This window comes from Pseudoalteromonas sp. S4741 (genome assembly GCF_005886135.1).
GTDB classification, from domain to species: Bacteria; Pseudomonadota; Gammaproteobacteria; order Enterobacterales; family Alteromonadaceae; genus Pseudoalteromonas; species Pseudoalteromonas tetraodonis.
In genome coordinates this window covers 1-13,779 of the sequence record NZ_PNCN01000172.1, presented here as the reverse complement: position 1 = coordinate 13,779, position 13,779 = coordinate 1, and the positions used below count along the sequence as shown (strand labels likewise).

At 40.7% G+C, this 13,779-nt stretch carries 11 protein-coding genes and 2 pseudogenes; 4 read left to right on the top strand and 9 right to left on the bottom strand.

All coding sequences use genetic code 11. From position 1 onward, the window contains the following. Window positions 1–140: 140 nt before the first annotated feature. The 3 genes and pseudogenes from CWC30_RS17160 to CWC30_RS17150 all read right to left on the bottom strand — a co-directional run. Window positions 141–416: pseudogene (locus tag CWC30_RS17160) on the bottom strand (glutathione S-transferase family protein); the annotation flags it as partial. Window positions 417–485: 69 nt separating this feature from the next. Beyond that, a complete protein-coding gene (locus CWC30_RS17155) occupies window positions 486–767 on the bottom strand; it encodes a peptidylprolyl isomerase (protein WP_008114778.1) in 282 nt (93 codons plus the stop codon). A gap of 76 nt (window positions 768–843) precedes the next feature. Next, complete coding sequence (locus tag CWC30_RS17150; RefSeq protein ID WP_138627708.1) at window positions 844–1,413, bottom strand: glutathione peroxidase; 570 nt, start codon at window positions 1,411–1,413, stop codon at window positions 844–846. Window positions 1,414–1,501: 88 nt separating this feature from the next. On the opposite strand from CWC30_RS17150, the gene CWC30_RS17145 reads away from it, so the two are divergent. Continuing rightward, window positions 1,502–1,990 carry a GNAT family N-acetyltransferase gene (locus tag CWC30_RS17145; protein WP_013464075.1) on the top strand — a complete coding sequence of 163 codons (489 nt, stop codon included), beginning with the start codon at window positions 1,502–1,504 and terminating at the stop codon, window positions 1,988–1,990. A gap of 311 nt (window positions 1,991–2,301) precedes the next feature. Here CWC30_RS17145 and tnpA read toward each other — a convergent pair. The 5 genes and pseudogenes from tnpA to CWC30_RS17120 form a co-directional block, all read right to left on the bottom strand. Further along, window positions 2,302–2,541, bottom strand: a pseudogene (gene tnpA / locus CWC30_RS17140) (IS200/IS605 family transposase); the annotation flags it as partial. A 232-nt stretch (window positions 2,542–2,773) separates the two neighbouring features. Next, window positions 2,774–3,907 carry a tRNA epoxyqueuosine(34) reductase QueG gene (gene queG, locus CWC30_RS17135; RefSeq protein WP_138627707.1) on the bottom strand — a complete coding sequence of 378 codons (1,134 nt, stop codon included), beginning with the start codon at window positions 3,905–3,907 and terminating at the stop codon, window positions 2,774–2,776. Between the two features lie 70 nt (window positions 3,908–3,977). Then, window positions 3,978–5,198 (bottom strand): methyl-accepting chemotaxis protein, encoded by a 1,221-nt coding sequence (locus CWC30_RS17130; RefSeq protein WP_138627706.1) that lies wholly within the window; start codon window positions 5,196–5,198, stop codon window positions 3,978–3,980. 58 nt (window positions 5,199–5,256) lie between these two features. Beyond that, window positions 5,257–5,961, bottom strand: a complete 705-nt coding sequence (locus CWC30_RS17125; protein ID WP_069440113.1) for a glycerophosphodiester phosphodiesterase — start codon at window positions 5,959–5,961, stop codon at window positions 5,257–5,259. Further along, window positions 5,958–6,824 (bottom strand): DMT family transporter, encoded by an 867-nt coding sequence (locus CWC30_RS17120; RefSeq protein WP_036981361.1) that lies wholly within the window; start codon window positions 6,822–6,824, stop codon window positions 5,958–5,960. The genes CWC30_RS17125 and CWC30_RS17120 overlap by 4 nt, the downstream gene beginning before the upstream one ends. 396 nt (window positions 6,825–7,220) lie before the next feature. On the opposite strand from CWC30_RS17120, the gene CWC30_RS17110 reads away from it, so the two are divergent. The 3 genes from CWC30_RS17110 to rlmB all read left to right on the top strand — a co-directional run bounded on the left by CWC30_RS17110 (window position 7,221) and on the right by rlmB (window position 11,362). After that, window positions 7,221–7,955 (top strand): enoyl-CoA hydratase/isomerase family protein, encoded by a 735-nt coding sequence (locus tag CWC30_RS17110; RefSeq protein ID WP_171034746.1) that lies wholly within the window; start codon window positions 7,221–7,223, stop codon window positions 7,953–7,955. Between the two features lie 207 nt (window positions 7,956–8,162). Then, complete coding sequence (gene rnr / locus CWC30_RS17105; RefSeq protein WP_138627704.1) at window positions 8,163–10,622, top strand: ribonuclease R; 2,460 nt, start codon at window positions 8,163–8,165, stop codon at window positions 10,620–10,622. After that, complete coding sequence (gene rlmB / locus CWC30_RS17100; RefSeq protein ID WP_036981367.1) at window positions 10,619–11,362, top strand: 23S rRNA (guanosine(2251)-2'-O)-methyltransferase RlmB; 744 nt, start codon at window positions 10,619–10,621, stop codon at window positions 11,360–11,362. The genes rnr and rlmB overlap by 4 nt, the downstream gene beginning before the upstream one ends. 91 nt (window positions 11,363–11,453) lie before the next feature. Here the strand turns inward: rlmB and CWC30_RS17095 are convergent, their stop codons facing one another. Continuing rightward, window positions 11,454–13,610, bottom strand: coding sequence for a TonB-dependent receptor family protein (locus tag CWC30_RS17095; RefSeq protein ID WP_138627703.1), 2,157 nt, complete (start codon window positions 13,608–13,610; stop codon window positions 11,454–11,456). Between the last annotated feature and the right edge of the window lie 169 nt (window positions 13,611–13,779).

Genomic DNA, 13,779 nt, shown 5'->3' with positions numbered 1-13,779 from the left:
CCTAGGCAGAACCCTTCGGGCAGCGCCTGTTTGGCATTAATGCTACGTTATCGCCTATTTATGGGGAATAACCATACCACATAGGCTCTGCCTTGCCCAAATACCAAACAGACTGCTGTAAATTTAACCTTGAAAGATCAACAGGCCCTAATTAAAAAGTGCTCTTGAGGCCATGTAAGTGGGGGGTGCTTGGTTTTTTCAAGTAAATAACGCAGTATGGTATTTGAATCACTTAGGGTAAGCGTGTCATCGACCAATATAGGGATTTTGGCTGCTGGATTTTTTGTGACTACCAACGGCCGATCGCCTTTAGAAAAAATATCTAGATTAATAAATTCAAGCGCACAATTGTTTTGTTCTGCCCAGATTCTAATACGGCGAACATAAGGGGAAGGAATAGAGCCAAATAGTTGCATAATGGGGCTTTTGCCAACTCCACATAAATAAAAAGCCGCTGATGCGGCTTTATTAATAAATCGATTTACTTACTCTGAGCGGCTGGTTACTTCTAATAAATGGTAACCAAACTGTGTTTGTACAGGGCCTTGTACTTGATTTAGGGGCGCTGAAAATACCACCTTATCAAATTCAGGCACCATCATACCTGGGCCAAACTCACCTAATGCACCACCATCTTGACCTGATGGACAATTAGAGTGCAGTTTAGCGAGTTCTGCAAAGTCTTCACCTTGCTCAATTTTATCTTTAAGGTCTAAACATTGTGCTTCACTGTCTACGAGTATGTGCCTTGCACTTGCAACTGCCATAAGTTCTCCTACCTGTAAGTTTAGTTTTTTAAATTTGATAGCAACATCTTAGTAAGGTTAAACTGAAAACACAAAGTTAAAATGCACTTTTGATTGCGCTTTCTAGTTTTGCTGAATCCGGTGCTACGCGGCTGTTAAAGCGCGTAATCGTTTTGCGATCGGCCGATACCACGTATTTATAAAAGTTCCAGTTTGGTGAACTGGTTTGAGCGTTTAAATGCTTAAAAATAGGGTTTGCGTCACTACCACGTACTGCGCTGGTGGCCAGCATAGGGAAGGTAACACCATAATTTACATAACACACTTTTGCGGTATCTTTTTCATCGTTCTCTTCTTGAAAAAAATCATCTGATGGAAAGCCTAATACCACCAAGCCTTCGTCTTTGTATTTATTATAAAGTGCTTCTAAACCTTCAAATTGCGGCGTAAAACCGCAGTTACTCGCAGTGTTAACAATTAAAAGAGGCTGGTTCTTAAAATCACATAAGTTAATGGTTTCAGTTGAGCGCAACTTTCTAAGTGAAACATTCGTGAAGTCATTGCAGGTGTTTGCATCTAATGAAGGGGTGGGCAAGTCTGCGGCATATGTATTTAGCGAAACATAACTTAACGCGAGGGTTAAACCAAGTATTATTTTTTTTATCATGCTATTACCTTAAGTGCGTTATTAGAGTACTTATGTAACTTATCATACGCTACTATAGGCTAATTTGATCAATTTTACTTTATTTTCTATGACTATACGTTTAGCAAAACCTGATGATTTAACTGCCATTGTTGCTATTTACAATGAAACTATCCCTAGTCGAATGGTCACCGCCGATACCGAAGAGGTGACCGTCGCTGATAAACAACCTTGGTTTGATAGCCATACTGCTCAACGGCCTATTTTTGTTTACTGTGAGAACAACCAAGTATTAGCGTGGCTTAGTTATAAATCGTTTTATGGCCGCCCAGCTTACGATGGCACCGTTGAGTTAAGCATTTACATTACGGCAGCAGCCCAAGGAAAAGGGTTGGGTAAAAAGCTGATGCAATTTGCACAACAACAAGCCAAGCAGCTTAATATCGAAGTATTACTTGGGTTTATTTTTAGTCACAACGAACCGAGCATTAAATTATTTAAGCATTTTGATTTTGCAGTATGGGGAGAGCTGCCTAACGTAGCAAGAATGGACAATCAGCTGTACAGCCTAACTATTTTTGGTAAGCATTTAACCTAGTACCATAACAAAAGGAAGCAAAATTCACTTTTACGTAGGTGATTATGCTAAACCAAAAATTCTAGACTATGCTGAAAAGGTGTTTAATTAACTCTTTAAAGTGTGTCTAAATGGCGAGAAAAATACTTATTATTGATAGCAGTAGCATGATTGCTATGCGCTTAAAAGTGTTATTAGAACTAATTGGCTGCCAACCGATGTTGTATCGATAGTTGTTGAGAAAGCGACTTCTCAATCATTTTTTTATCGAAATTTTCCGAGAAAACCCATTGTTCGACGCGAAGCGGCGTCGATGGGATGAATCGGAATAGTTAGCCCTGCTCTTGAATGTATTTTCGAATTGTATCAGCAGCCGCATTTCCAACAGAGCAAACAAAATATCCGTCAGACCAAACTGTCTTTTTAACCCAGAATTGCTTTTTAAACCATTTAAATCTCGACCATAGACTTTGCGTTGTAGATTGTTTAATTCTCCTAACGTAACTCGCAACGCTGATATTTGGAGAAATCGTTAGCAATATGTGTATATGATCTTTGTCCACCTCCATCTCGGATCTATACTTTAATTGTGGCTTCTCATTTACTCCTCATTTTCTTCTCTGTGTTAAATCAGATATTAGTAAATTATGCACAAAGAGGGCAAAGAGCTCGTAAAGAGAGTGATTACAGACAAAGCTTAAAGGTGCGGGTTACGGGCTGCGAGGCGCGGGGTAAATTTCTTGCTACGATTAGGTAGATAGCTTGTATCAGCGACATTATGTCGCGTTCTTTTAGGCAATAGGCTTACGCGTCTCTGGGTAGGCCTTTTTCAACAATCCGTATTAGCCGTGCTGTTTTGCGCAGCTTTTGTCTTTGTTTATCATGTTGCTGGGTAAGTGCCCATTCTATGTGCTCATTCACCATGTCACTAACCGTTTTGCGTTTATCTTCAAGTGCATGAATAATCGCTGGGCTAAAATCTGCGTTGCCTAAGCCAACCGCTATATTTCGTAACCAACGCTCATGGCCAATGCGCCGAATAGGGCTGCCCTCGGTATTTGTTAAAAAGGTAGTTTCATCCCAGGCAAATAACGCGAGTAAGTCTTTATTTTTTAATTGCGTACGGGGGTGGAAGTCTTGCTCGTCGGTAATTTGTCCATAGCGATTCCATGGGCACACTAACTGGCAATCATCGCAACCATAAATGCGGTTACCCATTAAGGTTCGGTATTGCTCTGGAATAGCCCCTTGATGCTCTATGGTTAAATACGATATGCATTTACGTGCATCTACCACATAAGGTTCTACAATAGCGCCGGTAGGGCAAAGGGTTATGCAGGCAACACATTTACCACAACCTTCGAACGTGTTTTCATCATCAATAGGCAGTGGTAAATCTACAAATAACTCGCCTAAAAAAAACCAAGAGCCCGCCTCTTTATTTATCAGTAAAGAATGCTTTCCGCGCCAGCCTAATCCCGCTTTTTCAGCGAGTTGACGTTCAAGTATAGGGGCTGAATCAACAAAAGGCCTAAAGCCATAGTCACCTACCTGCTGTTCAATTTTTTTACCTAATTGCTTGAGCCGATTACGCATTAACTTATGATAGTCACGGCCAAGCGCATAGCGGCTGATATAGGCTTTCTCGGTATTTTTAAGGTTTTTGGCAAAGCCTGAATCTGGCGGCAGGTAATTCATTTTTACTGAAATAACTCGTTGCGTGCCAGGGACTAGCTCGCTAGGGCGGGCGCGTTTCATTCCATGTGCAGCCATGTAATCCATTGAACCATGATACCCTGCATCAAGCCAGCGCTGAAGCTGTGCTTCATGCTTAGTTAAATCAATGTCAGTAATGCCCACTTCACTAAAGCCAAGTTGTTGGCCCCATAATTTTATTTGCTGGGCTAGCTGTTCATAGTTTGGTTTTACGTCGCTCACATACTTCACACAGTTAAATGACAAGCCGCTTAATTTAGCATAATCGCGGCTTGGGTGAAATTGTTATTGCCTAATCTACAAAGCGTTTTAACTGTTGTTGGGTTTGTTGGCTTAGCTTTTGTGATTGTTCAGAATCATGCAGTGCTGTATCTATTTGTTGCTTGGCTTGTTCGCCTAGCGCCACAATTTGCTCAACCGATTCATGCGTTTGGTTTTGGGTATCTTCGAGTAAGTGTACGGCATTGGCTATTTGCTGCAATTGTTGTTGATTATGTTCAAACTCATTGAGCATTTTACCAAACCCATCAGAGGTGGTGTTAATTGATGTTTGCGCATTATTTGAATGGTTTATTAATTGCTCTGACTCTTTATTCGTTTCATTAACGAGCTCATTCATTTGGGTAATAAAATCACTAATTTGGCGTGTTGCGTCGCTTACTTTAACCGATAGGGTACGAACTTCATCGGCAACCACGGCAAAACCTCGCCCCGCTTCACCAGCGCGTGCTGCTTCTATGGCTGCATTAAGTGCTAATAAGTTAGTTTGATCCGAAAACTCTTCAACCATTTTTAAAATACTGCGAATGTTTTCGCTGTTCTCTTTCAAGCCCGCAATCGTTTTAGAAAAACTACCCAGCATTTCATTAATAAGCCTTACCTGCTCAACTAGTTTTGATAGCTCACAAGCAGAGAGCTTTACAAAATTAAGGTGTTCATTATTGACCTGATGTACGTTATCAGTGTTGCTTACTATAGCCTGCAGGCTTTGGGTAATTTGGTTACTGGCATTAATAATGGTGTGGCTTAAATTAATTTGCTGCTCACTCAATTGTTCAGTGTGTTGCATTGATTGTGTTACTTGGCTGTTACTCTGCACACTCTCTTGGGCGCTGGTATAGGTCGTGCTTAATAAACTATTTAAATGGGTAGTAAATTGATTGTATTGCTCACTTAAGTCTCTAAATTCATCAAACGTGAAATGGGGTAATTTGGCTGCTAAATTCGCATCTTGTTGATTAATATTAATGAGCGTATCGCGCATTGCTTTTACCGGGCGCACAATTAAAAAGCGCATATAAAAAATAGTAAAAATAAAGCCTGCAATAATAAGTAGCGCAAGTACCCAAAATAAGCCAGTGCTTTGCTGGTTTTCGGTTAAGCTACTGTGCAACCAAAACAAAGTAATGGCTTGAAATAAAAAAACAAAACTTAAATTCCCAACTATTTTTCGGGTTAAAGTATAAAACAGTGTTTGTTCTAAAAAATTATAAATACGCATGTAGCTACTCATTAAATAGTGGCCTACTAAATTATTGTTTTTATAGCATAAATGGCAATTAAATAATTAGTTATAATTCATTTAATTGCGCTAAATAATGCTTAGTTCGTTCAGGGTCGTTAGTAAAAATACCATCAACACCACAGGCAAGCATCAGTTTAATATCTTCGACTTCATCTACGGTGTAAGCAAATACTTGTAAACCGCGCATTTTGGCATCGTCAACAAACGGTTTGTTCATAAAGTTTTTGTCAATGTGAATGCTATAGGCCTGTAAGTCTTGTGCAAACTTTGCATACTGCAATGGAATTGATGCAGTAAGTGCGCCAATTTTAAGCCACGGTAAACGGCTCTTTAGCCAGTGTAGTTGATGATGATTAAATGATGAAACTAAAATATTGTCTGCGGTTATTTTTTTGTTCGCAATGTTACTTTCAAGCACGGTTACAAACTTTTCAAGTTCAAAGGTATGTTTTAGCTCTAAATTGAGTAAGGTTTGGTTATTATTCCAGTTTATTAATTGCTGCAAAGTAGGGATTTGTTCGCCATTTCCGGCATCAAACTGTTTAATTTGCTGGGCACTAAAGTCGCACACTTTGCCTTTGCCATTAGTGGTTCTATCGAGGTAGGTATCATGAATAATAACGTAATCATCAAGCGCGCTTTGTACATCAACCTCAATGCCATCTACATTCGCTTTTAACGCCGCTAAAATGGCGCTTTGCGTATTTTCGGGGAAGTGTGTGCTTGCGCCTCTATGTGCAAATATTTTCATGGCTGCTTTTTCCGTGAAATTGACCAAGTTTCAAAGCACGCAGCACTAACAATCAGTGCGCCACCAATCAGGGTCATCACTGAAGGGCGTTCGTGCAGAATAATTATAGCCAGTATTGTGCCATAAAGAGGTTGTAAGCAAGAAATCAATCCAGCGGTTGCTGCTGATAAATGTTTTAAACTCGCTGCAAATAACGAATGCGGCATCGCAGTAAACACCACACCGGCAATAAGCAGCAATATTAAATCAGTATCATTAATTTCTGTTATGGGCACTTCAATAAAAGCACATAGCATCAGGCTTGCGACTAAGGTTTGGTAAAACATGGTTTGCGGTCCACCATACTCGCTAAAGTAGCGTTTGTGAGTAATATTACGAAGAGCAAAAAATAATGCTGATACCACGCCCGTCAAAACACCTAAAGTGATGTCATCGCCTAAATTAACGTTAGGGATCAATAAATAAATGCCAAAAATCACCACCACAGCACTTATTATATCTTTTGTTTTGGGCTTACTTTTATTAAATAGGGGCTCTAAAAATACCGTGATCACGGGATAGGTAAAAAAGGCTAACATGCCCACGGTAATTCCCGCCAATTGCATGCCTGCAAAATAGGTTACCCAGTGAATACCTACGGCAATGCCTAATAAAATGGCAATCACATAATCTTTAGCGCGATGCAGCTTAATTGGTTTTTTTTGCAAAGACAGTAGCACACAAATTGCCAGCCCAGCGATAGCCGCACGATAAGCGGTAATATCTAATGCACTCAAACCAATTAGCTTTGCGAATAAGGCGGTGCCGCCAAATAAAAGTACGGCAATGTGTAAGTAAATTAAGCTTTGTTGTTGGGACTGCATTAAATTTCCTGGTCACTTTTTTTGGCTATATTAGCATTGCTTTTACACTCAGAAGATGAATTTTTCTATTTCATGACAAATGTCAGCCAAGTTAATGACACTTCACACTATTATCTATTTACCCACTGGCATAGTTACCTTACTTATAGTGGAGGGTGTTATGAATTCTTTAATTTTAACAAGCTTAAGCATTAGCGATTTTTTAGAAACACTAAGTTTTACTATCACTTATGTCGATTGTTTTATGTTCGTATGCATTTTTATGTTATTTGTATTTATCGAAATTTTCCGAGAAAAACCATTGTTCGACGCGAAGCGGCGTCGATGGGTAGTTCACAATTATAAAAGTAATGAAAAGTGCTTAAAGCGCAGCTAAAAGCACTAAATGAGGGTCTAATGACAGCATTAATAGAAATTACCACGCAAGGAAGCACGGCTATCCTTACTATGAATACAGCAGAAAACCGCCATAATCCAACCTTTATAAACGAGTTTAATCAACACCTAGATACGATTGAGGCTAACGAGCATTTTAAAGCGGTGGTGCTAACCTCAAGTAGCGATAAAAGTTGGTCGTTAGGCATTGATCTACAGTGGATGGCCAACCCTGACAACACACCACAAATAATTGCCGATTTCATGAACTCGATAGGCGCCTTGTTTAAACGTATCGTTACTTTTCCTATGCCTATTATTGCCGCGCTAAACGGCCACACTTATGGTAATGGTTCGGTGTTGGCATGTGCCTGTGATTTTAGATTTATGAAATCAGACAAAGGCTTCTTTTGTTTCCCCGAAGTCGATGTATTAGTGCCGTTTGTACCGTCTATGTTTCCTATTATTAATAAAGCCATAAATCAGCAGTTTTTTAATCGTTTAGCCATGACCGGTGAGCGTGTTGATGCGCAAAAATTATTACAACATAACGTAGTAGAGGCCACCTTTGCTGATGAGCAAGCCTTGCAAACGGGTGTGTTAGAGTTTGCGCAAAGCTTTAATAAAAATCGCTGGATATACTCTCAAAATAAAAGCCAAATGAACAAACCAATACTCGATGTTATGGCTGCACAAGATGCGGCTTTTATTGAAAACATCAGCGCGCTATTGTGGAAGAAACTACAGCAAAAGTAAGCTGTTTTTATAAAAGTGAGTAAATTAACTACAGTTAATTTACTCACTTTCATGTGCATTAATTAAGTAGGTGTTAAGTGTTATTTAGCTACATTGCTACAAAATGCAAAAGGTAATAACGCTTTATTAAAAGTTTAATGGCTTTTACCTGTCTCATTGCGAGTATATGAGTTAAAATACTTACATAACCAACTAACAAGATAGTGAATGTCAAACCAAGATCCAAATCTCAGTCGAGAACAAGAAAAGTACGAAAACCCAGTCCCTAGTCGTGAGTTTATACTTACTCACCTGCAAGAGCGTTCCAAACCTGCTAGCTACGCACAACTATGTGAAGAACTCGCGGTCAACGATGAAGAACGACAAATAGCATTTAAGCGCCGACTTCGCGCCATGGAGCGTGATGGGCAGCTGTATTTTAATAAATTTAAATGTTATGCCCTGATTGACGAAGCCGGTTTAACCAAAGGCAAAGTAGTCGGTCACAGAGACGGTTTTGGCTTTTTAGAAGTTGAAGGCGAGAGCAAAGATTGGTTTATTGCCAAGCATCAAATGAATATGGTGCTACACGGTGACATCGTTCTTGCCAAAGGCACTAAACGCGGCTCAGGCTCAAAATGCGACGCACGCATCATCAAAGTACTCACTAACGAGCGCGCACCTATTGTAGGGCGTTATTTTGTTGAGCATGGTATTGCCGTTGTTGTGGCTGAAGATCCGCGCATTACCCAAGACATTATTATTCTACCGGGTAACGAAAAAGGCGCGCGCCATAACCAAATGGTGCAAGTGCAAATAACCCAAAATCCAAGTCGCAATATGAATGCGGTAGGTAAAGTTATCGACGTACTGGGCGAGCATTTAGCGCCGGGTATGGAAATTGAAGTTGCGCTACGTAATCACGATATTCCACACGTATGGCCTGAAGAGGTTGAACAACAAGTTGCCCACTTAGGTGAATTTGTTGAAGAAGCCGATAAACAAGGTCGAGTTGATTTACGCGGCTTACCGCTTGTGACCATAGATGGCGAAGACGCTCGTGATTTTGATGATGCCGTATACTGTGAGCCTAAAAAGTCGGGTGGCTGGCGCTTATGGGTAGCCATTGCCGATGTATCACATTATGTAGGTATGAACACGCCGCTTAACAAAGAAGCGATAGAGCGCGGTAACTCAGTGTATTTCCCTGAGCAAGTTATTCCAATGCTACCAAAAGTATTATCTAACGGTTTGTGTTCGCTAAACCCAGAGGTTGATCGCTTGTGTATGGTGGCAGAAATGACCGTATCGCAAGAGGGTAAGCTCTCAGGTTATAAGTTTTACGAAGCGGTGATGAACTCACATGCACGTTTAACTTACACCAAAGTAAATGCCATTTTACAAAACGATGAAAAGCTACGTAAAGAATACGCAGCTGTAGTGCCGCATTTAACTGATTTGCAGCAAATGTACATGGCATTAAAAGCGGCGCGCCAAGAGCGTGGTGCCATTGAGTTTGAAACACTCGAAACCCGTTTTGTATTTAATGCACAGCGTAAAATAGAATCAATTGTGCCAGTTATTCGTAACGATGCGCACAAGCTGATTGAAGAATGTATGATTTTAGCCAATGTTTCGGCGGCTAAGTTACTTGAAAAACACGAAGCAAGTGCCCTATTTAGGGTGCATGATGAACCTGATAGCGAAAAACTGGGTAACTTTACTCAGTTTTTAACTGAGCTGGGGATTGAAAGCACGCTAAGTGATGAACCAACGCCGAAAGAAATTACTCATGTATTGGCTCGTTTAGGGGATCGTCCTGAAGCTGAGCTTATTCAAACTATGCTGCTGCGCTCAATGAAACAAGCGGTTTATCAGCCAGATAACATAGGTCACTTTGGTTTAGCATTATCGGCTTATGCGCACTTTACCTCGCCAATTCGCCGTTACCCCGATTTAGTGGTGCATCGTGCAATTAAAGCAGTATTAAAAGCACAAGGACAGCAAACCTCTGGTGAATACGCTTATAGCGATGATGAAGTCGATAAACTTGGTGAGCAGTGTTCTACTACTGAGCGCCGCGCAGACGATGCCACCCGTGAAGTAGCCGATTGGTTAAAATGTGAATACATGCAAGATCATGTAGGTATGGAGTTTAACGGGGTTATTTCATCGGTTACTAACTTTGGTTTATTTATTCGTTTAGATGACTTACAAATTGATGGATTAATTCATGTTACCAATTTAGGTGATGAATATTTCCAGCATGATGCAGCTAAACATTGCTTGGTGGGTGAACACACACATACGGTTTATCGTTTAGGCGACAAAGTGACTGTACAAGTTGCCTCGGTAAGCTTAGATGATCGTCGTATAAACTTAACGCTAAAAGGCGATGTTGCCCAAGATCGTTATGCGCGTCGTCGTGCACCTAAAAAAAATGCTCCAGCCAGTGTTCGCTCGCAACTTAAAGCCGGTAAAATCCCGGGTAAAAAGTCAGCAAGTGATAACAAAAAGCCAAAGACGAGTAAAAAGCCTGCTGCAAAAGGTAAATCAGCGAGCAAATCAAAAGTAAAAGCGGATGACACCACCGCTAAGAAAAAAACCAAAAAGAAAGCGGTCAAAAAGCCTAAAAGACCAGGTAAAAATGCCCGTAAACGTAGTAGCCCAGGAGCAAACAATTCGTGAGTAATGAATTAATTTTTGGCTTTCACTCTGTTGAAGCAATTTTGGCAAAAGAGCCAGAGCGTTTTATAGAAATATACGCCCTTAAAGGACGTGATGATAAGCGCTTATCGCCGGTGATTGAGCAAGCGCGTCAGTTTGGTATTTCAGTACAGTTTATGCAACGAAAAGCGCTTGATAACAAAGCGAAAGATGAACAACATCAAGGCATTATCGCCAACGTGAAAGCGGCACGTGTGTTTAACGAAAAAGATCTTGATGAGATCATTGAACGCGAAGACACCCCGTTTTTACTGGTACTTGATGGCATTACCGATCCGCATAATTTAGGTGCCTGCTTACGTAGCGCTGATGCTGCCGGTGTTCATGCCGTGATAGTTCCTAAAGACAAGTCAGCAAAGCTTAATGGCACGGCACGTAAAGTGGCCTGTGGCGCAGCAGAAACGGTACCGCTTATTCAGGTAACTAACCTTGCACGTACATTACGTGAAATAAAAGACGCAGGTGTATGGGTTGTAGGCACAGCCGGTGAAACCGACACACACGTATTTGATGCCAGCTTAACAGGCCCAATAGCGATTGTGATGGGAGCTGAAGGCGAGGGTATGCGCCGTTTAACCCGTGAGCACTGTGATGTACTCGTTAAAATTCCAATGGCGGGCACGGTTTCAAGTTTAAATGTATCGGTTGCAACCGGTATTTGTTTATTTGAAGTATTACGCCAGCGCGCAGAAACAAATTAAGCCTATTAATTACATAGGCATTATAGGTATTAAAAAGCCGAGATTGATTTAATCAACCTCGGCTTTTTTGTACTTTTAAGTTAGCACTTTATTAAAAACTGTAAGAGTAGCCCATTTGTACTGAACGTGGTTTACCAGGTTGAATACCGCCATTTGCACGGTTAGCAATGTAGGTTTTATCAAATAAGTTATCTACGCTTAGGTATACTTTTTGGTTTTCGTCGATTAAGTACTTAGCAGCTAAATCCCATACAACACGGCTATCAATCGCATTTAAGCCTGAGTTAGTTAAATCAGCATGTGCATCAGACACGTAACGTATTTGGCTATTTACCACAAAGTTATTCACTTCTGCGCCAAACGATAAAGCAACCTGGTTCTCTGGTACGTAAGGCATCGCATCACCTTTTTCTACAGAGCCCCAAATTTCTGAATTAAACGTGTTTTTAAATTCTGAATCTGTGTAGGTGTAAGTTAATTTTACTGGGAACGCAACCGATGCGGTATTAAACGTACGACCTGCGCTAAATTCAAAGCCCGATACTTCTACTTCACCGTAGTTGTATTGGTCGCCAATGTTATCGTCATTACAACCTACTGATGCCGTACAGTTACCATGCATGTTGTCGTAATCAGAGTAAAACGCAATTACTTCACCGTTAAAACCGTTTGCATTAAAACGAGAGCCAAACTCGATGTTGACGCTTTCTTCTTCGTCTTGGTCGGCATTACCCGGTGCTGCAGGGGCGTAACCTTTTTGAATACCAGCAAGTAACGTAACATTGTCGTTAAGTGTGTAAGTAGCACCTAAAGACGGTACTAAAATTTCAGTATCGTTAGAGATATCTTTTGTTAAGCCTAGGCTACGGGTTGGATCTGACTTAGCCCACTCTTCACGGGTAATAGTTATGTCTTCATAACGAAGGCCAGCACTCACTACTAATGCATCCATTGTCCATTCGTCTTGAATAAATAGCGTGCTTGCTTTTGCACTGTCTAAACGGTTGCTGTTAGAGCCTGGAGCGCCTTGTGAGGTAAGAGTCATGCTTAAATCTTGATTAAGCGTGTATTTGTCTTCCCACTGGAAACGATCCATTTCGTCTTCGTGGTAACGTACGCCAACCGTAATGTAGTGATCGCCCGCTGGAATGTGTAATTCAGACTGCACACCTTTGGCTTGGTAGTCACGGTTATTAGCTTTAACACCGATGTTTTCAATACCGGCAGCCGTTGGGTTTGCTTCAAACTCGCTGTATTGCTCAAGTGTGCTTGAACCAACACTACTTGCTTTGTACCAGTTACGGTGAAAGTCGTTTAAGTAAGCGGTTGCTAAAACTTCATAACCTTCACCAAAGCGGTATGCATAGTTTACTTGGTATGCATTATGGCGAGTGTTCATTTCATCATTTTGTGATGCCGCATAACGACGGTTAGGGTTTTGTTGGTAATCAGCATCGGTTAAACCCATGTAGGTTTCGTCTGATGTTTCTTCAGAGTACTTTACTTTGAACTCAATGTTATGCGCATCGTTTTCACCAAAGGTATGGCCAAACTTTACCAGTACGTCGTTTTTTTCAAAACCAGTGTTGTCATCGCCTACTGGTAATTCTTTAAAACCATCAGCGCCGTAAGAAAACACTTCAATTAAGCCTGCAGTGTTGTTTTTTTCTTTTGCGAAGTAAGCGTGACCTTTGTAGTAACCATCGCTACCAAGTGCCGCGTCAACCATACCCATAGAGCTATTTGCTTCAGTTGGTAAGCTGCGAGAAAGTAAATTTAATACACCACCGGTAGTGCGCGGGCCATATTTAACTGAGGCAGCACCTTTTAATACTTCAATAGATTCCATACGACCCATAGTCGGGAAGTAATAAGCCGATGGTGCAGAGTAAGGAGCCGGTGCAACAAGTACACCGTCTTCCATTACTGAAATTTTATCGTTACGGCCAGTACCTGTGCCACGCATACCAATGTTAGGACGCAGACCATAGCCATCTTCTTCTTGAACGTATACACCTGGTACAGATGCTAATACGCGAGAAATATCGGTAAATTCGAATTTTTGCAATTCTTCATCAGAGATAAATGTAGCCGATCCTGGAATATCGTTAATTGCTGCTTGTGAACCAATAACGGTAATTTGTTCAAAATTGCGTTCAACGCCGCCGGCATCTTTGGCCATTGCTGTTGCACTCAAAGACAGCGCTACGGCTGCAGTTAACGAAGAAACTAAAAATTTATGTGACATTGATTACCCTAAAAATAGTTCAACTACTAAAATTGGCGTAATTTAAACATGTTAACGAATGAGAATCAATATTATTAAGTTTTACTATTATTTACATTTATCGTAAAAACAGGCTGTTTTTATAACATTTTTAACTAGGGTCTGTTGATCTTTCAAGGTTGAATTTGCA

Bases quoted from the DNA above. Each gene is read 5' to 3' on its own strand.
- CWC30_RS17155 (WP_008114778.1), bottom strand. From the start codon at position 767: ATGGCAGTTGCAAGTGCAAGGCACATACTCGTAGACAGTGAAGCACAA.
- CWC30_RS17150 (WP_138627708.1), bottom strand. From the start codon at position 1,413: ATGATAAAAAAAATAATACTTGGTTTAACCCTCGCGTTAAGTTATGTT.
- CWC30_RS17145 (WP_013464075.1), top strand. From the start codon at position 1,502: ATGACTATACGTTTAGCAAAACCTGATGATTTAACTGCCATTGTTGCT.
- CWC30_RS17130 (WP_138627706.1), bottom strand. From the start codon at position 5,198: ATGAGTAGCTACATGCGTATTTATAATTTTTTAGAACAAACACTGTTT.
- CWC30_RS17125 (WP_069440113.1), bottom strand. From the start codon at position 5,961: ATGAAAATATTTGCACATAGAGGCGCAAGCACACACTTCCCCGAAAAT.
- CWC30_RS17120 (WP_036981361.1), bottom strand. From the start codon at position 6,824: ATGCAGTCCCAACAACAAAGCTTAATTTACTTACACATTGCCGTACTT.
- CWC30_RS17110 (WP_171034746.1), top strand. From the start codon at position 7,221: ATGACAGCATTAATAGAAATTACCACGCAAGGAAGCACGGCTATCCTT.
- rnr (WP_138627704.1), top strand. From the start codon at position 8,163: ATGTCAAACCAAGATCCAAATCTCAGTCGAGAACAAGAAAAGTACGAA.
- CWC30_RS17095 (WP_138627703.1), bottom strand. From the start codon at position 13,610: ATGTCACATAAATTTTTAGTTTCTTCGTTAACTGCAGCCGTAGCGCTG.